18 protein-coding genes and 1 pseudogene are annotated in these 18,021 nt (G+C 64.6%); 18 read left to right on the top strand and 1 reads right to left on the bottom strand.

Annotation, left to right across the window (positions count from 1 at the left end):
* Positions 1–149 precede the first annotated feature (149 nt).
* The 8 genes from P9272_RS28050 to P9272_RS28015 all read left to right on the top strand — a co-directional run bounded on the left by P9272_RS28050 (position 150) and on the right by P9272_RS28015 (position 8,039).
* Positions 150–926: an SDR family oxidoreductase gene (locus tag P9272_RS28050; protein ID WP_278163027.1), complete on the top strand. Its 777-nt coding sequence runs from the start codon at positions 150–152 to the stop codon at positions 924–926.
* Positions 927–953: 27 nt separating this feature from the next.
* Positions 954–1,613 (top strand): L-fuculose-phosphate aldolase, encoded by a 660-nt coding sequence (locus P9272_RS28045; protein ID WP_278163026.1) that lies wholly within the window; start codon positions 954–956, stop codon positions 1,611–1,613.
* 65 nt (positions 1,614–1,678) lie between these two features.
* A complete protein-coding gene (locus tag P9272_RS28040; protein ID WP_278163023.1) occupies positions 1,679–2,680 on the top strand; it encodes a sugar ABC transporter substrate-binding protein in 1,002 nt (333 codons plus the stop codon).
* Between the two features lie 68 nt (positions 2,681–2,748).
* Positions 2,749–4,275 carry a sugar ABC transporter ATP-binding protein gene (locus tag P9272_RS28035; RefSeq protein WP_278163021.1) on the top strand — a complete coding sequence of 509 codons (1,527 nt, stop codon included), beginning with the start codon at positions 2,749–2,751 and terminating at the stop codon, positions 4,273–4,275.
* On the top strand, positions 4,272–5,303 hold the full coding sequence (locus tag P9272_RS28030) for an ABC transporter permease (protein ID WP_278163020.1): 1,032 nt from the start codon (positions 4,272–4,274) through the stop codon (positions 5,301–5,303). The genes P9272_RS28035 and P9272_RS28030 overlap by 4 nt, the downstream gene beginning before the upstream one ends.
* Positions 5,300–6,289 carry an ABC transporter permease gene (locus tag P9272_RS28025; RefSeq protein ID WP_278163019.1) on the top strand — a complete coding sequence of 330 codons (990 nt, stop codon included), beginning with the start codon at positions 5,300–5,302 and terminating at the stop codon, positions 6,287–6,289. Before P9272_RS28030 ends, P9272_RS28025 begins: the two co-directional genes overlap by 4 nt.
* A gap of 20 nt (positions 6,290–6,309) precedes the next feature.
* Entirely contained in the window at positions 6,310–7,275 is a 966-nt protein-coding gene (locus P9272_RS28020; RefSeq protein WP_278163018.1) for a sugar kinase, read from the top strand.
* Entirely contained in the window at positions 7,272–8,039 is a 768-nt protein-coding gene (locus tag P9272_RS28015; RefSeq protein ID WP_128259007.1) for an SDR family NAD(P)-dependent oxidoreductase, read from the top strand. Before P9272_RS28020 ends, P9272_RS28015 begins: the two co-directional genes overlap by 4 nt.
* 30 nt (positions 8,040–8,069) lie before the next feature.
* Here the strand turns inward: P9272_RS28015 and hutH are convergent.
* A pseudogene (gene hutH, locus P9272_RS28010) lies at positions 8,070–9,547 on the bottom strand (histidine ammonia-lyase); the annotation flags it as partial.
* Positions 9,548–9,759: 212 nt separating this feature from the next.
* On the opposite strand from hutH, the gene P9272_RS28005 reads away from it, so the two are divergent.
* From P9272_RS28005 to P9272_RS27960, 10 genes are all read left to right on the top strand, one after another.
* Positions 9,760–10,260 carry a carboxymuconolactone decarboxylase family protein gene (locus tag P9272_RS28005; protein ID WP_278163017.1) on the top strand — a complete coding sequence of 167 codons (501 nt, stop codon included), beginning with the start codon at positions 9,760–9,762 and terminating at the stop codon, positions 10,258–10,260.
* 59 nt (positions 10,261–10,319) lie between these two features.
* Positions 10,320–11,117: a sigma-70 family RNA polymerase sigma factor gene (locus tag P9272_RS28000; RefSeq protein ID WP_278163064.1), complete on the top strand. Its 798-nt coding sequence runs from the start codon at positions 10,320–10,322 to the stop codon at positions 11,115–11,117.
* 85 nt (positions 11,118–11,202) lie between these two features.
* Positions 11,203–11,472 (top strand): hypothetical protein, encoded by a 270-nt coding sequence (locus tag P9272_RS27995; protein ID WP_278163016.1) that lies wholly within the window; start codon positions 11,203–11,205, stop codon positions 11,470–11,472.
* 296 nt (positions 11,473–11,768) lie between these two features.
* Complete coding sequence (locus P9272_RS27990) at positions 11,769–12,971, top strand: ABC transporter substrate-binding protein (RefSeq protein WP_278163015.1); 1,203 nt, start codon at positions 11,769–11,771, stop codon at positions 12,969–12,971.
* 77 nt (positions 12,972–13,048) lie between these two features.
* Positions 13,049–13,915 (top strand): branched-chain amino acid ABC transporter permease, encoded by an 867-nt coding sequence (locus P9272_RS27985; RefSeq protein ID WP_278163014.1) that lies wholly within the window; start codon positions 13,049–13,051, stop codon positions 13,913–13,915.
* A gap of 7 nt (positions 13,916–13,922) precedes the next feature.
* Positions 13,923–14,903, top strand: coding sequence for a branched-chain amino acid ABC transporter permease (locus tag P9272_RS27980; protein ID WP_278163013.1), 981 nt, complete (start codon positions 13,923–13,925; stop codon positions 14,901–14,903).
* Between the two features lie 3 nt (positions 14,904–14,906).
* The gene (locus tag P9272_RS27975; protein WP_128259001.1) at positions 14,907–15,686 is read left to right on the top strand and encodes an ABC transporter ATP-binding protein; all 780 of its coding nucleotides are present in this window, start codon (positions 14,907–14,909) and stop codon (positions 15,684–15,686) included.
* Positions 15,683–16,405, top strand: a complete 723-nt coding sequence (locus P9272_RS27970) for an ABC transporter ATP-binding protein (protein WP_278163012.1) — start codon at positions 15,683–15,685, stop codon at positions 16,403–16,405. The genes P9272_RS27975 and P9272_RS27970 overlap by 4 nt, the downstream gene beginning before the upstream one ends.
* 11 nt (positions 16,406–16,416) lie before the next feature.
* The gene (locus tag P9272_RS27965; protein ID WP_278163010.1) at positions 16,417–17,157 is read left to right on the top strand and encodes an aspartate/glutamate racemase family protein; all 741 of its coding nucleotides are present in this window, start codon (positions 16,417–16,419) and stop codon (positions 17,155–17,157) included.
* A 133-nt stretch (positions 17,158–17,290) separates the two neighbouring features.
* A complete protein-coding gene (locus P9272_RS27960; protein WP_128258998.1) occupies positions 17,291–17,998 on the top strand; it encodes a GntR family transcriptional regulator in 708 nt (235 codons plus the stop codon).
* Positions 17,999–18,021 lie beyond the last annotated feature (23 nt).

Here is an 18,021-nt window from a genome sequence, read left to right as displayed (position 1 = left end):
GGTGGAAGAAGCTTCTGTAACGTCCTGTCATGGGGTCGGGAGGAGCCTGACCCCGGAAGCATTATCAGGACCGGTTGGCTTGCGGCGCTGCTTCGGCGGCGAGGGCAGTGATTTGCCCGCGCTCAAGTCCGTCCTGATGGAGGACGTGCATGGATTACCGGTCGCAATTCGACCTGACGAGCGAGGTCGCCGTCGTCACCGGCGGCGCCAGCGGGATCGGCCTTGAGGCCGCGAAGGCGCTCGGAACTTGTGGCGCGCGTGTCGTCCTGCTCGACATGAATGCGGACGGGCTGAAAGCCGCCGCCGAAACCCTCACGGCCGCCGGTGTCGCAAGCGTCGATGGCCGTGTGCTCGACGTCACGGATCCGCAAGTCGTCGAGGCGATGGCCGCTCAGATCGTCGCGGACTTCGGCAAGGTCGATGTCCTGGTCAACAGCGCCGGCATCGCGCGCCTCAACACCGCGCTCGACACGCCGGACGAGGAATGGCGCCTGGTGATGGACGTCAATGTCAACGGCGTCTACTGGGCCTCGCGCGCGTTCGGCCGCTCGATGGTCGCCCGCAGGAAGGGGTCGATCGTCAATCTGGGCTCGATGTCGGGCCTGATCATCAACCGTCCGCAGACGGCACCGTCCTACATGGTGAGCAAGGGCGCCGTGCATATGATGACCAAGGCGCTCGCGGTCGAATGGGCAAAGTCAGGAGTGCGCGTCAACGCGCTGGCGCCGGGCTATGTCGGCACCGAGATGACACTGAAGATGCGCGAGCGTCCCGAACTCTTCGACACCTGGATCGACATGACGCCGATGGGCCGGCTGGGCACGCCGCAGGAAATCGCCTCGGCGATCCTGTTCCTGGCGTCATCGGCCTCGAGCTACGTGACGGGCGCGATCCTGTCGATCGATGGCGGCTACACGGCCTGGTAATTGGCCTTGCAAGGATTGGAATATCGCATGCCCCTTTCGGACCGAGATGTGCGCCAGGCAATCATCGACGCCTGCATCCAGATGAATGAGCTCGGCATCAACCAGGGCACATCAGGCAACATCAGCTGTCGTCACGGCGAAGGCATGCTGATCTCGCCGACCAGCACGCCCTATGACACGCTGCAGCCGGAAGACATCGTCTTCATGGGCTGGGATGGCGAGGTCGACGGGCGCCTGCCGCCATCGAGCGAATGGCGCTTCCATCTCGACATCATGAACGCGCGGCCCGAGGTCAACGCGGTTGTCCACGCGCATCCGACCTACTGCACGACGATCGCCATCATGGGCCGGAAGATACCGGCGATCCATTATATGGTCGCGGTCGCCGGCGGCAGCGACATTCGTTGCGCGCCCTACGCCACCTTCGGCACGGCGGAGCTTTCGGCGCATGCGGTGGAGGCGCTGCGCGACCGTAAGGCCTGCCTGCTCGCCCAGCACGGCATGATCGCCGTCGGGTCGAGCCTCGCCCAGGCGATGTGGCTTGCGGTCGAGGTCGAGACGCTGGCGCGCCAGTATCACGGCGCCCTGCAGATCGGCGAGCCGCCGATCTTGTCCGACGAGGAGATCGAAAATGTCATCAAGCGCATGGCCAGCTACGGCCTGCGCGACAAGGAGGCCGCCGCCTAAGCGGAGGACCGTGGTTTCGCATATCCTCCGGGAAGGCCCGGAGCGATCAACAAGGGAGGAATGAAATGACCAGATCCATGAAAGGCCTTGTCAAGACGCTCGCTCTGGGGTTGGCGGCGGCTTGCAGCCTTGCCGCGATCTCCGGCGCCAGCGCCGAGGAATTGTCGCTCAAGGGCAAGCGCATCGGCGTGTCCGCGATCGGCACCGACCATTATTGGGACCTGATGGCCTTCAAGGGCATCCAGGACCGCGTCAAGGAACTCGGCGGTGAAGTCATCGCGCTCGACGCCGGCCGCAAGGACCAGCAGCAGATCGCGCAGTTGCAGACGCTGATCGCCCAGAAGCCCGACGCCATCATCGAGCAGCTCGGCAATCTCGAAGTGCTGAACCCGTGGCTGCAGAAGATCCGCGACGCCGGCATCCCGCTGTTCACCGTCGACACCGCGACCCCGCACGCCATCAACAACACCACGTCGAACAACTACAATATCGGCGCCGAGATCGCGCTGCAGATGGTCGCCGACATGGGCGGCAAGGGCAATGTGCTGGTCTTCAACGGCTTCTACAGCGTGCCGGTCTGCAAGATCCGCTACGACCAGCTGAAATATGTGCTGACCTCGTTTCCGGATGTGAAGATCGTCGAGCCGGAGCTGCGCGACGTCATCCCGAACACGGTGCAGAGCGCCTATTCCAACGTCACCGACATGCTGACCAAATCGCCCGAGAAGGGTTCGATCGGCGCGGTCTGGGCCTGCTGGGACGTGCCGCAGATCGGCGCCACGCAGGCGGTCGAGGCCGCCGGCCGCAACGAGGTCAAGACCTACGGCATCGACGGCAGCCCGGAAGTCATCAAGATGGTGATGGATCCGAAGTCGTCGGCGGGCGCCGTCGCGGCGCAGCAGCCCTATGAGATCGGCAAGACCTCGGTCGACAACGCCGCCAAATACCTGGCCGGCCAGAAGGTGCCGCCCTTCACCTTCGTTCCGTCGGTGCTGATCAACAAGGAAAATGCCGCCGAAAAAGGAAAGCCATTCCTCGACGCCGCCGAGAAGGCTGGCGTTAAATAGGACGGAACGAAACGACGGGCAGCTCAGGCTCTGCGGCTGCCCGTCACATCCAACCAGGATTGACGGCCATGCAGACAGCAAAGCGTGACATTGCTGTATCGATGACAGCCATTTCGAAGCGGTTTGGTCCGGTGCGCGCCTTGGAAAACGCGAACCTCGAGATCGCGCGCGGCTCGATCCTCGGCCTTGTCGGTCAGAACGGCGCCGGCAAGTCGACCATCATCAAGGTGCTGGCCGGCATCATCAAGCCGGACAGCGGCTCGATGGTCATCAATGGCGAGGCCGTCACTTCGCTGACACCGGCCTCGGTCGAAAAGCTCGGTGTGCACTTCATCCACCAGGATCGGTTGTTGGTGCCGACCGCAACGGTCGGCGAAGCCGTGTTCCTCGGCCATGAGATCGGCCTTGGCCCGTTCGTCAGCCGCCGCGTCATGGAGCGCCGCGCTGCCGATTTGCTGAAGCGGTTCTTCGGCATGGAATTGCCGGCCGGAACGCTGGTGAAGGACCTGACCACCGCGCAGCAGAAGGTGGTGCAGATCACCCGCGCGCTGGCGCAGAAGGCATCCGTGCTGGTGCTGGACGAGCCGACGGCGGCGCTCGTCAAGCGCGAGGTCGACAGCCTGTTCGACGTGCTGCGCCGGCTGCGCGACGACGGCATCGCCGTGGTCTTCATCTCGCATTACATGCAGGAGATCGAAAAACTCTGCGACCGCGTCACCGTGATGCGCAACGGCACCGATGTCGGCACGGTCGATCCGCGGCAGACGCCGATCGATGAGATCATCGCGATGATGATTGCCCGTGATGTCGGCGAGATGTTCCCGAAGCGCTCGGTCACTTTAGGCGCGCCGGTGCTGGAGGTTTCCAACCTCCGCCTCGGCGGCAGTTTCGAGAACATCGGCTTCAACGTCCGCGCCGGCGAGATCGTCGGCCTCACCGGCCTGCTCGGCTCCGGCGCCAAGGAGATCGTCCAGTGCCTGTTCGGTCTCAAGACCGCCGATGGCGGCCAGATCAAGATCGAGGGCAGGGAGTTGTCGCTGTCGACGCCGGTCAAGGCGGTGCGCGACGGCATCGCGATGCTGCCGGAAGACCGCCGCGCGCATGGCGTGGCGCTTGGCCTTTCCGTGCGTGAGAACATTTCCCTGGCCAGCCTGCGCCGCTATTCGCGCGGCGGCATGGTCAGCCGCGGCGCTGAGAACAAGGCGGTCGACGGCTTGATCAAGGAACTGTCGATCAAGACGCCGCATCGCGACGCGCTGGTGCGCGAGCTCTCCGGCGGCAATCAGCAGAAGGTAGCGATCGCCAAATGGCTGAGCTGCCAGTCGCGCGTCTATGTGCTGGATGAGCCGACCGTCGCCGTCGATGTAGGCGCCAAGGTCGAGATCTACAATCTGTTGAACCGCCTGGCGGGCGAGGGCGCGGCGATCCTGCTTCTGTCCTCCGATCTGCTCGAGCTGGTCGGCGTCTGCGACCGCGTGTTGGTGGTCTATCGCGGCAGGCTTGCCGGCAGCTTCTCCGGTCCTGCGATGAACAGCGATGCGCTGCTGGCGGCTTCGTCCGGCGCGCGCTCGAACGCTGATGGAGTGGCCGCATGAGCGCGACTGTTCTCCACTCAGAAGTCGGCGTGTCCGACGAAAAGCAGGCGGCCGCCAAGAGCACCGGCCGCCGCTTTGGCGCCTTGGTCGTGAGGCTTGGCGCGATCGCCGCCTTTGCCGCCATCATGGCTTATTTCGTCATCTTCGCGCCGGGCTTCACCTCGACCTTCAACCTGATCAACGTCGTCGAGCAATCGGCGATCCTGGGCGTGCTCGCCTATGGCATGACGGCCGTCATCATCGGCGGCGGCTCCGACGTCACCGAAGGCGGCATCGACCTTTCGATCGCCGCCAATATGGGGCTCTGCGCCGCGGTCTACGCCACGCTTCTGTCGATGGGCTATGGCGATTTCCTCTCGGTGATAGCGGCCATCGCTGTCGGCATGGCGGTCGGGGCGCTCAACGCTGTTGCCGTTGTCGGCCTTGGCATCCTGCCGCTGCTCGCGACGCTTGCAGTGCTGAACGTCGCGGCCGGCATGGAACTCACGCTCACCCAGAACACGGTCGTCGGCGCATCCTCCCCGCTGCTCGGCCTGCTGGTGTCGGGCAGCTTCCTCGGCATCTCCGCGCTCGCCTGGGCGCTGATCGTCTTCTCCGCCATCATGATCGTGGTTGTTCACGGCACGTCGTTTGGCCTGAGGCTCTACGCCGTCGGTGGACACCCGGAAGCAGCTCGCGCGGCTGGCATCAGCGTGCCCTTTTATGTGTCCTTCACCTATGTGCTGAGCGGCTTCTGCGCGGCGGTGGCGAGCATACTGACCGTCTCGCGCCTGTCGGCCAGCACGCCGGGCTCCGGCGAACTGCTTCTGTCGGTGCTGGCCGCGGCACTGCTCGGCACTGTGTTCTCGCGCCGCTTCGTGCCGACCATGGGCGGCACGCTGTTCAGCGTGCTGTTCATCGGCCTGCTCGCGAACGGCTTCCAACTGCTCAACGTCTCCAGCTACTGGGTCAACGGCGTGCAGGGCGCGCTGATCCTGCTGGTGGTGGCCATCACATCCTTTGCCCGCGGTTCGGAGGGTTCGCGATGAGCGTCTCGGCCAACGACAACAACTCAGCCAAGGTGAGTGTGCGCGGCTTCCTCGCCAAATACAGCGTGCTCATCGCGTTCGCGGCAATCGTCATCTTCTTCGCGATTGCGAGCCCGACTTTCCTGACACCGGCCAACCTCTTCAACGTGCTGGTCAACAATGTCGTCATGCTGGCGATCGTGGCGCTGGGTCTCACCATCGTCATCTCCTCGGGCGGCATCGATCTCTCGGTCGGCGTCTCCGTCGACATGGCAAGCATGATCTTCGTCATGCTTTTGGCCGCCGGCTATAGCGGCGTGGTAGGCGTCGCTGGCGGCCTCAGCGCCGCGCTGATCGTCGGCATTCTCAACGCGATCCTCATCACCAGGCTCAACATCAGCCCCTTCCTGGCGACGCTCGGCGTGCTCTTCATCGGCCAGAGCACGCAGCAGCTCGCCACCAGCGGCGGCCAGCCGATCTACCTCACGAGCGGTTACGCGGCAGACCAGTTCAATGCCATCGCCCGCACCGCTCTGTTCGGGATACCGACGCCGGTCATCATGCTGATCGTCCTGGCGCTCGCGGTCCATCTCCTGCTGCATCGCTCGGTCTTCGGCCGCTATGTCCAGGCGATGGGCGCGCAGCCGGGGGTGGCCTGGTATTCCGGCATCCGCGTGCCGCGCGAATTGTCGATGGTGCATGTGCTGTGCGCGCTGCTCGCCGGCGTCACCGGCATCCTCTTGTCGGCGACGGTGAAGTCCTACGTGCCGCTCTCCGGCAACGCCTTCCTGCTCGACGCCATCGGCGCCACCTTCATCGGCACGACGCTCAGCCGCGAGCGCAAGCCCTCGGTCATTGGCACGCTGCTCGGCGTGCTGCTGCTCGCCATCGTCAAGAACGGGCTGCTGCTCGTCGGCTGGAATTTCTACTGGCAGCAGGTCGGCATCGGCGTGCTGGTCTTCCTGGTGCTGGCCGCGAGCTTCGGCCTGCGCCGCGCCGCCCATTGAGTTCGAAAGGTCTCTTACCCATGCCCCAATTCGACGTCAGCTCGATCGGCTTCTACGTCCTCGATATCCTCGGACGGCCGGTCTCGCGCATTCCGGAAGGCGGCCGCGCCGACTATATCGAGGAGATCCGCATGACGGTCGCCGGCACAGCCGGCGCCACCGGCATGGACTGCGCCATCCTCGGCCTCAAGACGCGCGCCGTCACCACGCTCGGCACCGACGACATGGGCGACTGGTTTCTCGCCAAGCTGAAGAGATACGGTCTGGAGACGAGCCTAGTGCGTCGCGACGGCAGCGTCCAGACCTCGTCCACCATTTTGCCGGTGCGGCCGAACGGCGAACGTCCCGCCTTGCATGTGCCGGGCACCGCTGCCTTGTTCGACGTCGCCGATGCCGATCTCGACGCCGCGCTCGACGCGACCGTCATTCATGTCGGCGGCACCGGCCTGCTGAAGCGCTTCGACGGCGAGCCTACGGTGAAGCTCTTGAAGCGCGCCAAGGAGCTTGGCCGCGTCACCACCTTCGATCTCATCCAGGCGACGCCCGAGACGTGGAAGCTCGTAGAGCCCTGCCTGCCCTATATCGACTATTTCGTGCCGAGCATCGACGAGGCCGGCGAGATGGCGCATGACAGCGATCCGGCCCGCGTCGCCGCTTTCTTCAAGGCGAGGGGCGTGAAGAATTGCATTCTGACGCTCGGCGCCGGCGGCGTCTTTGTCTCGCCCGAGAATGGCGAGGATTTCCATCTGCCCGCCTTCGAGGTCGAGGTCTTCGACACCACGGGCTGCGGCGATTCCTTCACCGCCGGCATCATCGTCGGCATCATCAAGGGCTGGCACCTGAAACAGTCCGCGCGCTTTGCCAGCGCGGTCGCCGCCAAGGTGGCGATGGGGCTCGGCTCCGACGGCAAACTCGTTTCATTCGACGACACGGTCGCGGCGATGAACGCGCTTCCGGTCAAGACATCAAAGGTGGAAGCAGCATGACCATTCTTCCTGAGGCCAAGGGCAAGACGGCTCTCGTCACCGGCGCCAGCCGCGGCATCGGCAGGGCGCTCGCGAAGGGACTCGCGGAAGCGGGCTTCGATGTCGCCGTCACCGATCTGCCGTCGCAGGCGGCGGAGCTCGACGTGACCAAGGGCGAGATCGAGGCGGCCGGCCGCAAGGCCTATGTCTATACGATGGACGTAAGCAAGAAGAAGGACATCGAGGCGACCGCGCAGGCACTGCTCAAGGCTGCCGGCAGCATCGACGTGCTGGTCAACAATGCCGGCATCCTGAGGCCCAGCCTGCTGCAGGATCTGGACGAGGCCAATTGGGATGCGCATTTCGACGTCAACGCCAAGGGCGTGCTGATGATGTGCCAGGCGGTGCTGCCGCATATGCGCGCCAGGAAGTCAGGCCGGGTGATCAACATCGCCTCCATCGCCGGCCGCCAGGGTGTGCCGACGCAAGGCCACTACGCCGCCACCAAGGCGGTGGTGATCACGCTCACCCGCGTATTGGCGCAGGAGGTCGGCATGGATGGCGTCACCGTCAACGCGATCTGCCCCGGCATCATCCTGACCGAGATGGGCAAGAACAATCTGGGCAGCGAAGCGGCGATCCGCCATTGGGAGGACGTCGCCGCGCTGAAGCGCCTCGGCGCGCCGGAAGACATCGTCGGCCCGGTGCTGTTCTTCGCCTCGGATCTCTCGGCCTTCGTCACCGGCCAGGCGCTCAACGTCGACGGCGGCATTTACTACCACTGAGGCTTGCAGCGGGCCTGCGCTACAGCCGCGGCCCGCGACCATTCTGGCGACGCGCGCCATGTCGGCGCTCATTTCGCGATCATCGTCAAGCGGGGCGACGAGCGCCCGCACGGCCTCATAGCTGCGCCGCGGGCCGTCGCCCATCGAGTCCAGCACGCCGCGCAACTCGACGCCGGTCGCCGCGAAGATCAATTCCATCGCCACCAGATAGCGCAGCCGCTCGATGATCGCGGCCGTCTTGGCCACCACGCGCGGCGCCATCGACGACTGATCCTCGACGCCATCCGAGATGGCGAGAGGGCTGAGCGACATCGGATTGGCAAGATGGCGGATCTCGGCTTCGAGCGCGGCGACCGGCTTCTGCAACTCCGCATAGCCCTGGCGGCTGCCGCCCCTGGCCGAAAGGAAGCGCGGCAGCTCCGCCACGATCGGCGACATCAGCTTCATCGAGCGGTTGGCGGTGCCGACCGCGCTATGCGCGAGCGCCTGGCCGAGATTTTCCCAGGTCAGCGTGAAGGCGGTGAGGTCGAAATTGCCGTTGGAGACGACGCGCCCGGCCTCGGGCAGGATGACCGGATTGTCGCCGGAATGGCCAAGCTCGATCTCGGTCGCGAGCTTCGCCTGCTCATAGGCATGGAGCAGGCCGCCCCAAACCTGCGGCGCGCAGCGGAAGCTCAGCGGATCCTGCAGCCGCCGCGCGGCGTTGTCCTGCCACAGCCCGCTGCCGGAAAGCTCGGCTCGCAGCCGCGCGCCGATCTCGCACTGGCGGAAGGCCGGCCGCGCCGCCAGCGCGTCCTCTTCGATGGCCTTGAGCGATGCCCGGAACGCTTCGTAGTTGAGAGCGATGGCCGCCAGCGACCAGTCGATCAGGCAAGCGACCTCTTCCAGCGCCAGGCATGCCGTACCGGTCGAAAGGCTGTTGGCGACGATAATGGCGTGGCCGTCCTTCTCGCGCAGGTCGAGCGGTTCGAGCCCAGCGAGCTTGAGCGCCTCGGCCGACGGCATGATCCTGCCTTGATACTCGCTCTCGCCGTCGCCGCGCAGCGCCCGCGCCAGATGGCCGAGCGGCGCGAGATCCGCGGCGCCCACCGAGCCCCAGGAAGGGATCACGGGATGGACGCCTGCGTTGAGCGCGAGGAGCAGGCCGAGCACGACACCTTCGGAAGTGCCCGTGCCGCCCGCGGCCATGCCGCAGATGCGCGCGACCATCAGCGCCCGCACCGCGTCGGTCGGCAGCGACGGCCCGGCGCCCATCGAGTGGCTGAGCGGCACGCTGTGGCGATCAGGTCGGCGTCGGCAAGCGGCGTGTCGACGCAGGCGCCGAGCCCGGTGGTGACGCCATAGAGCGGCTTGCCGAGCTGGGTGAGATGCTCGATCAGCGCGCGGCTGGCGCGGATGCGGCGCATGGCTTCCTCGCCGAGCACGAGCCGGGAATTGCGCCGCGCGATCTCGGCGACATCTTCCGTGCCCAGCGGCTTGGCGTCGAGGACGATCACTCTGGCTGTCATCGCGCAATTCCTCAGGCCTCCGGGCTGGTGGCCGAACGAATGCAGGATATCCGGCATCGGAGCCGGCCATTGTCGAAAATCCGCCGTCGCGGTTGCCGTTATTTTTCCGCGGTCCGGATAAGCGGCACGGCGGCGAAAATTTCCGGCGGCGATGTCACATCGGGCCAAGCCTCGCTCGTCTTGAGGTCGGAAGCAACGAAAGGAACCGACCCATGACTGTCAGACTTGACCCCCTTGCCGCCGCCCCTTCGCTGATGAAGGAGTGGCATCGTGCCTCTTTGGCCATCGCCGGCAGCCTCGATCCGGCGCTGGCCGAGCTCATCGAGATCCGTTCCTCGCAGATCAATGGCTGCGCCAATTGCATCAATATGCATTCGACCTATGCCCGCGAGCGCGGCGAGACCGAGCAGCGCATCTATCTCTTGTCGGCCTGGCGCGAGGCGCCGTGCTATACCGATCGCGAGCGCGCCGCGCTCGGCTGGACCGAAGCGCTGACCAGGATCTCAGAAGGCCATACGCATGAAGCGGCCTATGAGGCGCTGAAGCCGCATTTCTCCGAGGAGGAGCGCGTGAAGCTCACGTTGATGATCAACATAATCAATGGCTGGAACCGCATCGCCGTCGGCTTCGGCGGCTTTGTCGATCCGGCGGCCATCAAAGCCTCCAACAAGGCGGCTGCCGCCCAGGCTGCCAACAAGGCGGTCGCGGCTTGACGCCGGAGCCGGCATTGACGGGCGCGGCGGCGGACTTCGAACCGCTGCGCCCGAAGCTGATGCGGGTCGCCTACCGCATGCTGGGCTCGGTCGCCGATGCCGAGGATGTGGTGCAGGAGGCCTTCATCCGCTGGATGCGGACCGAGCGCGCCGAGGTGCGCCAGCCCGAGGCGTTCCTGCGCCGCACGGTAACTAGGCTTTGCCTCGACCAGCTCAAATCCGCGCGGCATCAGCGCGAGACCTATGTCGGCCCGTGGCTGCCTGAGCCGCTGGTGGAGGAAGACGAGGCGGAGGACGTCACCTTGCCGCTGATGCTGGCGCTGGAGCGCCTGTCGCCGCTCGAGCGCGCAGCCTTCCTGCTGCATGACGTGTTCGGCCTGCAGTTCGAGGAGGTCGCGGCGGAGATCGAGCGCGATCCCGCCGCCTGCCGCCAGCTTGCGGCCAGAGCGCGTGAGCATGTCCGCGAGGCACGGCCGCGCTTCAAGGTCGAGAGAGAGCGCGGGCTGGAGATCGCCGAGGCCTTCTTCAACGCCTCGCGCAGCGGCGACATGAAAGCGCTCGGCGCGATGCTGAGCGCCGATGTCACCGCCCACGCCGACGGCGGCGGCAAGCGTCCGGCGGCGACCGAGCCGGCGCTCGGCTTCGAGGCGGTCATGACGCAATACGCGACCGTGGCGTCGTGGCTGAAAGACAATCCCTCGACGCTCATCCGTTACGGCTTCATCAACGGCCTGCCGGGCTTCGTCACGCTGGAGGTCGATGGCGAACTCCAGACCACGGCGCTCGATATCGAGGACGGCAACATCACGGCGATCTATGTCATGCGCAATCCCGACAAGCTGCGGCACCTGCATTAGCTGGGATGAAAGCAGCTGCGGGAACTTTTGCTCTGCTGGTGATTTTGGATATGCTGCAAGTCAAAATTGCTGGAAGGTCGCTGCCATGACGAAACATTTTGCAATCGCCGCGCTCATGCTTGCCGCGGCAGCCGCGATAGCGGGTCCCGCTGCCGCCGGCGAACATCGCTACCGCGTGGTCGAGCATGAGCGTTATGTCCCGGCCAGCGACGACATTATCGAGACGCTATTCGGCGGTCCGCGCTACTACGACCAGCAGATGACCAACACGGCGGCGGGCGCATGCGCTTATCACCGCGTCGGACCGGACGCGAATGCGGTGAACGACATCAGCGATCACTATTGCGGGAAGTAGGACTCCTCGGGGCATTCCTGGCAGGTTCGGTTTCTATAAGCCTCGACTACATTTGCGTTGATGATCCCGCGAACCTATCGGAATCGCCGGAGGGCTGTCGTTGGCCTGGCCTTGCCCGGCCTGCTTTGAATGCCGATCCCGTGACGGTGGGCGGACCATCGCACACATTTGATCAAGATATTGTATACAATAATCTAGAAAGATGTTGACAATCTCCCGTAGCCGGTTTCCTTTAATGCTATCCGCGCAGCCTATGAGCAAAACACAAAGCGCGATAACCAAGGGGAACTGCCAATATGATCAACCGTCGCTCCACTCTGAAATCAATGGCGCTCGGCGCCGTCTCGACCCTGGCGCTTGCCGCTCTCGGCATTTCGTCCGCGCAGGCTGAAAACAAGGAACTGAAGATCGGCTTCGTCGGCGTCACCAGCGGCCCCGCCGCCGCCTGGGGCACCTCGAACGTGCGCTCGATGCAGACCCGCGCCGCCTGGATCAACGAGACCGGTGGCGTCAAGATCGGCAACGACACCTACAACATCAACATCGTCACCTTCGACGACCAGAAGGACCCCAAGCGCGCCATTGCCGGCATGGAGAAGATGGCGCAGGAAGGTGTCCACTATGTCGTCGGCCCGAATGTCGATGACGGTGCCGCCGCGGTGCGTCCCGTCGCCGAGGCCAACGGCATCATCTATTTTCCCTATGCCTTCCCCAAGGCGCTCTACCAGAAGCCGGCCTCCAATGCCGTGCTCGGCATGATCGCCAACTACCAGTCCGGTCCGGCGATCTACAAATACCTCAAGGAAAACAAGGGTGTGAAGAAGATCGCCTTTGTCGCGGCAAATGAATCCGATCCGCTCAGCCAGCGCGACAGCGGTGTCGAAGCGGCAAAGGCGCTCGGGCTGGAAGTCGTCGCCCAGAACGACACCTACCAGAACGACACTCGCGACTTCACCCCGGTGCTGACGCCGATCGTCGCCTTGAAGCCCGACCTGCTCGTCCTGTCGGGCGTAGCACCCGCCAACGCGCCGCTCCTCATCCGCGCCGCCCGCGAGCTCGGTTATGAAGGCCTGATCTCGACGGAAACCGCGCAGGACGCCAAGGTTCTGGAAGAGGGCGCCGGCGAATATGCCAACGGCTTCATCTCCGTCGGCGGCGCCTCAACGCCGGAGATCGCTTCGGACGCCATGAAGGAATTCGTCGCCCGCTACACCAAGATGTTCGGCGAATACAACGACGAGTCCAACACCAAGGTCTATGCGCTCGAATACATCATCGAGACCCTGAAGGCCAATCCTGCGGCCATCAACGACGTGGCCGAATTCAAGAAGACCATGGACACCTTCACCGCGCCCAATCCCTTCCTCAAGGGCGACGCGAAGCTCAGCTATGTCGGTTCCACGTCCTTCGGCCAGAAGCGTCAGCTTTCGGTGCCGATGGTGGTCAACGAATACAAGGACGGCGCTTTCCAGACCTTGTTCGTCGGCTCCGTCGACTAGCGTACCTTCGGGCGTCACTTCCTCCAGCTCGCCGCGGGGTCCGATAGGCCGGACCCTGCGGAAGATCGAAGGTATCCATGGAACAGGTCATCGCCAACGGATTGTATCTCGGTGCCCAATATGCGCTGATCGCGCTGGGGCTCACCTTGATCTTCGCCCTGATGAACGTGCTCAATTTCGCCCACGGCCAGATGTATGTGCTGGGCGGGTTCATCACCTACACGGTCTACGGCCAGCTCGGCCTGCCTTTCGTAGTCGCGCTGCTTGCCTCCGGCATCACGCTCGCAGTCATCGGCGCGCTGATGGAGAAATTTCTCTTCCGCACCGTCATCCGGCGCAGCCACCGCGAGGAAAGCACCATGCTGCTGGCCGCCGCGACGGCCTTCTTCTTCGACGCCGTCATCCTGCTCCTGTTCGGCGAAAAGCAGCGCGGCGTTCCCAAGATCGTCAAGGGCGTCTTCAACGACGTCGGCATCATCATGCCTTACGATCGCATCGTCGTCGGCGCGCTGGCGATCGTCTTCATCGCCGCCTTCGTGCTCTACATGCAGTACAGCCGGGTCGGCCGCGCCATGCGCGCGCTCGCCCAGGACCGCGTCGCCGCCCAGCTGATGGGTGTCAGGGTCGACCGCTATTCCATGATCGGCTTCGCCATGGGCGCCTTGCTCGCGGGTATCGTCGGCGGGCTGCTGGTCACCATCACCGGCGTCAATTCCGGCATCGGCGGGCCGATCTCGATCAAGGCCTTCCTGATGGTGATGATCGGCGGCGCCGGCGTCGTCGGCGGCGCGATCGCCGGGGGCTTCATCCTCGGCATGATGGAGTCGGTCGGCCTCACCGTGCTGCGCGAATATGGCGATGTCACCTACCTCGTCATCTTCGCCGCCCTGATGGTGTTCCTGTCGGTCCGCCCCAACGGGCTAATGGGCAAGCCGTGGGGTTGATCGCGACATGAAACTCAATCGCAACACCAGGATCGCTGCGGTCGTCGCTTTCCTCGCGATCGTCTTCATCGCCGTGCCGGCCGCCATCTCGGCAAGCGGCCGCTTCGACCTCTATTACACGCTGACCTCGGTGGCGCTGCTCAGCATCGCCAGCGCCGGCGTCTGGCTCACCTTCTACATCGGCCGCATCAACATCGGCCAGGGTGCCTACGCGCTGATGGGCGGCTATGTCTCGGCCATATTGGTGATGAACCATGGCTGGTCGTTCTGGCTGACGCTGCCGGTGGCCGGACTGTTCTGCGCCGCCGCAAGCGTGCTGATCGGCCTGCCGATCCTGCGCCTGCGGGGCGTCTATTTCGCCATGGTCACGCTGGTGCTGACCGAGGTGGCGCGGCTGCTCGCGCTGGCGCTGCCGATCACCAACGGCGCCAAGGGTATCGTCAGCATCCCGCTGCCCGGCGCTCTGTCGGTCTTCGGCATCACGCTGATCCCCGATTTCGCCACGCTGCAGAATTCGCGGCTCGCCTTCTACCTGCTGGCGGTCACGCTGATGGTGGTCTGCTTCGCCATCATGTACCGGCTGGTCAATTCCCGCATCGGTAAGCTTTGCCAGTCGCTGCAGCAGAATGAGGAGCTCGCCTCCTCGATCGGCGTCAACATCGCCAATCTGCGCGTCATCGCCTATGCCGTGTCCTCCTTCTTCGGCGGTGTTTCCGGCGCCATTTTCGCCGCCATCTCGCAGTCGATCTACCCGTCGAGCTTCACCGTCACCGATTCCGTCAACTTCATGCTGAACTGCTTCCTCGGCGGCCTCGGCTATGTCTTCGGTCCGATGCTCGGCACGCTGGTGCTCTATTTCGGCTGGGACCTTCTTTTCCAGACCGGCCGGTTCCAGTTGCTCATCTATTCCGGCCTGATGATTGTGCTGATGCTGGTGCTGCCCAACGGCCTGCTCAGCCTTGCCGAAACGACCCGGAAGAAGGGTTGAGCCATGGCCGAAATGCTCGAAGTCTCCGGCATCACCAAGCGCTTTGGCGGTCTGGTTGCGGTCAACAACGTCTCCTTTTCGGTACGCGAGAAGGAGATATTGTCGGTCATAGGCCCCAACGGCGCCGGCAAGTCGACTCTGTTCAAGCTGATCTCGTCCTTCCTGCGCCCGACGACAGGCGAGGTGCGGCTGAAGGGCGAACGCATCTCCGGTCTTGCTCCGCATATTGCCGCCCGCAGAGGCGTGGTGCGCACCTTTCAGGAAACCACCATCTTCAAGAACATGAGCGTGCGCGACAACGTCATCATCGCGCATCATCTGCGCTCGAAAGCGAGCCTGTTCGGCTTCTTCCTCGGCACAGGCACTGCGAAGGCGGACGAGGCGGCCTTCGGGCAATCCGCCGACGAGATCCTGACGCTGCTCGGCCTCTCCTCCCTCGCCCATGAGATCGCCCGTAACCTGCCGCACGGCCATTTGCGCGCGCTGGGCATCGCCATCGGCCTCGCCACCAACCCTTCGATCCTGCTGCTTGACGAGCCCTTCGCCGGCATGAATCACGAGGAGACGATGCGCATGGTCGAGATGGTGCGGCGCTTGCGTGAGCGCGGCCTCACCATCCTGCTCGTTGAGCATGACATGCCGGCCGTGATGAAGATCTCGGACCGGCTCGTCGTGCTCAATTTCGGGCAGAAGATCGCCGAGGGAACGCCGTCGGAAATCCAGGCCAATGAGAAGGTGATCGAAGCCTATCTCGGCAGCGAAGACGAGGCGATCGGCCTATGAACCAGATCCTGAACTTCGCCAATGTCCAGCTCTATTACGACCACGTCTACGCGCTGAAAGGCGTCTCGCTCGAGGTCAACGAAGGCGAGACGGTCGCACTGATCGGCGCCAACGGCGCCGGCAAATCGTCGATCCTTCGGGCCATCACCGGCCTGCGCAAGATCAGGTCCGGCGAAATTCATTATGGCGGCAAGCGCATCGACGGCGCCGCCCCCGACGAGATCGTCAAGATGGGCATCGCGATGGTGCCGGAGGGCCGCCGCGTCTTCCCCTATATGTCGGTCAGGGACAATCTCCTGATGGGCGCCTTCACGCGCACCAGCAAGGCCGAGATTGCCGCGTCGATGGAGATGGTGCTGGGGCGATTTCCCCGGCTCAAGGAGCGCTTCTCGCAGGCCGCCGGCACGATGAGCGGCGGCGAGCAGCAGATGCTGGTCATCGGCCGCGCGCTGATGGCGAAGCCGAAGCTGCTGCTGCTGGATGAGCCGTCGCTCGGCGTCGCGCCAAAGCTCGTGCAGGACATCGCCCGCTCGATCGTCGCCATCAACCGCGACGAGAAGGTCAGCGTGCTCCTGGTCGAGCAGAATTCGCGCATGGCGCTGCGCATCTCGCAGCGCGCCTATGCGCTGACCACCGGCAGCATCGCGCTGAGCGGCAACTCCGCAGAATTGCTGACCGACGATCGGGTCAAGCGTCTTTATCTCGGCGGCGAGATCTGAGGCTGATTGGAATGCGCATTCTCGTCATCAACCCCAACACCACCCAATCGATGACCGCCAAGATCGGCGAGGCGGCGGCAAGCGTCGCGTCCGACGCCACCCAGGTCGTTGCCGTCAATCCGGCCGACGGTCCGCCGAGCATTGAGGGCTATTTCGACGAGGTCTTCGCCATACCCGGCATCATCGCCGAGATGGGCAAGGTCCAGGCCGACGCCTATGTCATCGCCTGCTTCGACGACACCGGGCTCGATGCGGCCCGCTGCGCCACCGAGGCTCCGGTGATCGGCATCGGCGAGGCGGCGTTCCATATGGCGAGCCTCGTCGCCGGCAAGTTCAGCGTCGTCACAACGCTTGCCCGTTCGGTTCCCGCGATCGAGCACAATCTGGTGAAATACGGCCTTGCCTCGCGCTGCGCCAAGGTGCGCTCGTCGGACGTCGCCGTGCTCGAGCTCGAACGTCCGGGCTCGAATGCAAGACACCGGATTTCGCAGGAGATCGCGCGCGCCGTTAGCGAGGATCATGCCGAGGCGATCGTGCTCGGCTGCGCCGGCATGGCGGACCTTGCGCACAGCCTGTCCGAGGAGCATGGCATCCCGGTTCTCGACGGTGTCGTCTGCGCCGTCACGCTGGCAGAGAGCCTGTTCAGGGTCGGCTTGAAAACATCGAAGATCGGCGGCTATGCGGCGCCGCGCGGCAAGCGGTTCGCCGGTATGTTCGCACCACTATCGCCGCCGGAAGCCGAGATCGTCTAGGCGGCTTCATGCCGCCGGGCGATCGACCGGCACCGGGCAGGTGGGATTGACCGCCGCGCGAGCGATACTAGATTGGACGGGCTGCCGGCGATTTGGGGGCAGATCGGGTCATTCGGGCCCGCGCATTGAAAGTATGTTGACGGTACTCAGGGAAGACGATCGCGACGACAAGCCGGCTGCGCGCTGGTCGCCGATCTATTATGGGCTGAGGGATGCGATCGTCAGCCATCGCCTCGCCCCGGGCACCAAGCTTCCGGAGGACGAACTGGCCTCGATCTATTCGGTGAGCCGCACCGTCGTTCGCGCCGCCTTGCAGGCACTCGCGCACGACCGGCTGGCGCGGCTTGAGCCCAATCGCGGCGCCTTTGTCGCGCAGCCCTCGAAGATCGAGGCGCGCGAGGTGTTCGAGGCGAGGGCGCTGATCGAGCCCAAGGTGGCGGCGCTTGCCGCCAGGGCGGCGGTGCCATCGGACATAGTGCAATTGCGCCACCATCTCGAAAAGGAGCATGAGGCGCTGCATGACGGCCGCGACAGTGACGCCATCATGCTGTCGGCGCGCTTTCACGTCGGCATCGCCGAGATCGCCGCGCATTCGGTGTTCACCAACTTTGTGCGAGACCTCGTCTCGCACTCTTCGCTGATCATAGCGCTCTACTGGAAGCGCCGCGACGCCACCTGCGAGAAGCATGCCCATCATGCGCTGGTCGACGCCATCGAGGCCGGCGGCAGCGCTGACGCGGCCGCCCTGATGAACAGCCATCTGGTCGACCTGCTCTCCGGTCTCGACCTGACCGACAAGGTGGAAAAATCCGACAGCCTGGCGGATCTGTTGCGCGCTTAGGTGAGACGAGGCGGTTCGGTCGG

The organism is Mesorhizobium sp. WSM4976 (assembly GCF_029625685.1).
Lineage (GTDB): Bacteria > Pseudomonadota > Alphaproteobacteria > Rhizobiales > Rhizobiaceae > Mesorhizobium.
The sequence above is the reverse complement of the archived record's forward strand: the minus strand, read 5'-3'. Positions and strand labels throughout refer to the sequence as shown.

Bases quoted from the DNA above. Each gene is read 5' to 3' on its own strand.
- P9272_RS28050 (WP_278163027.1), top strand. From the start codon at position 150: ATGGATTACCGGTCGCAATTCGACCTGACGAGCGAGGTCGCCGTCGTC.
- P9272_RS28045 (WP_278163026.1), top strand. From the start codon at position 954: ATGCCCCTTTCGGACCGAGATGTGCGCCAGGCAATCATCGACGCCTGC.
- P9272_RS28040 (WP_278163023.1), top strand. From the start codon at position 1,679: ATGACCAGATCCATGAAAGGCCTTGTCAAGACGCTCGCTCTGGGGTTG.
- P9272_RS28035 (WP_278163021.1), top strand. From the start codon at position 2,749: ATGCAGACAGCAAAGCGTGACATTGCTGTATCGATGACAGCCATTTCG.
- P9272_RS28030 (WP_278163020.1), top strand. From the start codon at position 4,272: ATGAGCGCGACTGTTCTCCACTCAGAAGTCGGCGTGTCCGACGAAAAG.
- P9272_RS28025 (WP_278163019.1), top strand. From the start codon at position 5,300: ATGAGCGTCTCGGCCAACGACAACAACTCAGCCAAGGTGAGTGTGCGC.
- P9272_RS28020 (WP_278163018.1), top strand. From the start codon at position 6,310: ATGCCCCAATTCGACGTCAGCTCGATCGGCTTCTACGTCCTCGATATC.
- P9272_RS28015 (WP_128259007.1), top strand. From the start codon at position 7,272: ATGACCATTCTTCCTGAGGCCAAGGGCAAGACGGCTCTCGTCACCGGC.
- P9272_RS28005 (WP_278163017.1), top strand. From the start codon at position 9,760: ATGACTGTCAGACTTGACCCCCTTGCCGCCGCCCCTTCGCTGATGAAG.
- P9272_RS28000 (WP_278163064.1), top strand. From the start codon at position 10,320: ATGCGGGTCGCCTACCGCATGCTGGGCTCGGTCGCCGATGCCGAGGAT.
- P9272_RS27995 (WP_278163016.1), top strand. From the start codon at position 11,203: ATGACGAAACATTTTGCAATCGCCGCGCTCATGCTTGCCGCGGCAGCC.
- P9272_RS27990 (WP_278163015.1), top strand. From the start codon at position 11,769: ATGATCAACCGTCGCTCCACTCTGAAATCAATGGCGCTCGGCGCCGTC.
- P9272_RS27985 (WP_278163014.1), top strand. From the start codon at position 13,049: ATGGAACAGGTCATCGCCAACGGATTGTATCTCGGTGCCCAATATGCG.
- P9272_RS27980 (WP_278163013.1), top strand. From the start codon at position 13,923: ATGAAACTCAATCGCAACACCAGGATCGCTGCGGTCGTCGCTTTCCTC.
- P9272_RS27975 (WP_128259001.1), top strand. From the start codon at position 14,907: ATGGCCGAAATGCTCGAAGTCTCCGGCATCACCAAGCGCTTTGGCGGT.
- P9272_RS27970 (WP_278163012.1), top strand. From the start codon at position 15,683: ATGAACCAGATCCTGAACTTCGCCAATGTCCAGCTCTATTACGACCAC.
- P9272_RS27965 (WP_278163010.1), top strand. From the start codon at position 16,417: ATGCGCATTCTCGTCATCAACCCCAACACCACCCAATCGATGACCGCC.
- P9272_RS27960 (WP_128258998.1), top strand. From the start codon at position 17,291: ATGTTGACGGTACTCAGGGAAGACGATCGCGACGACAAGCCGGCTGCG.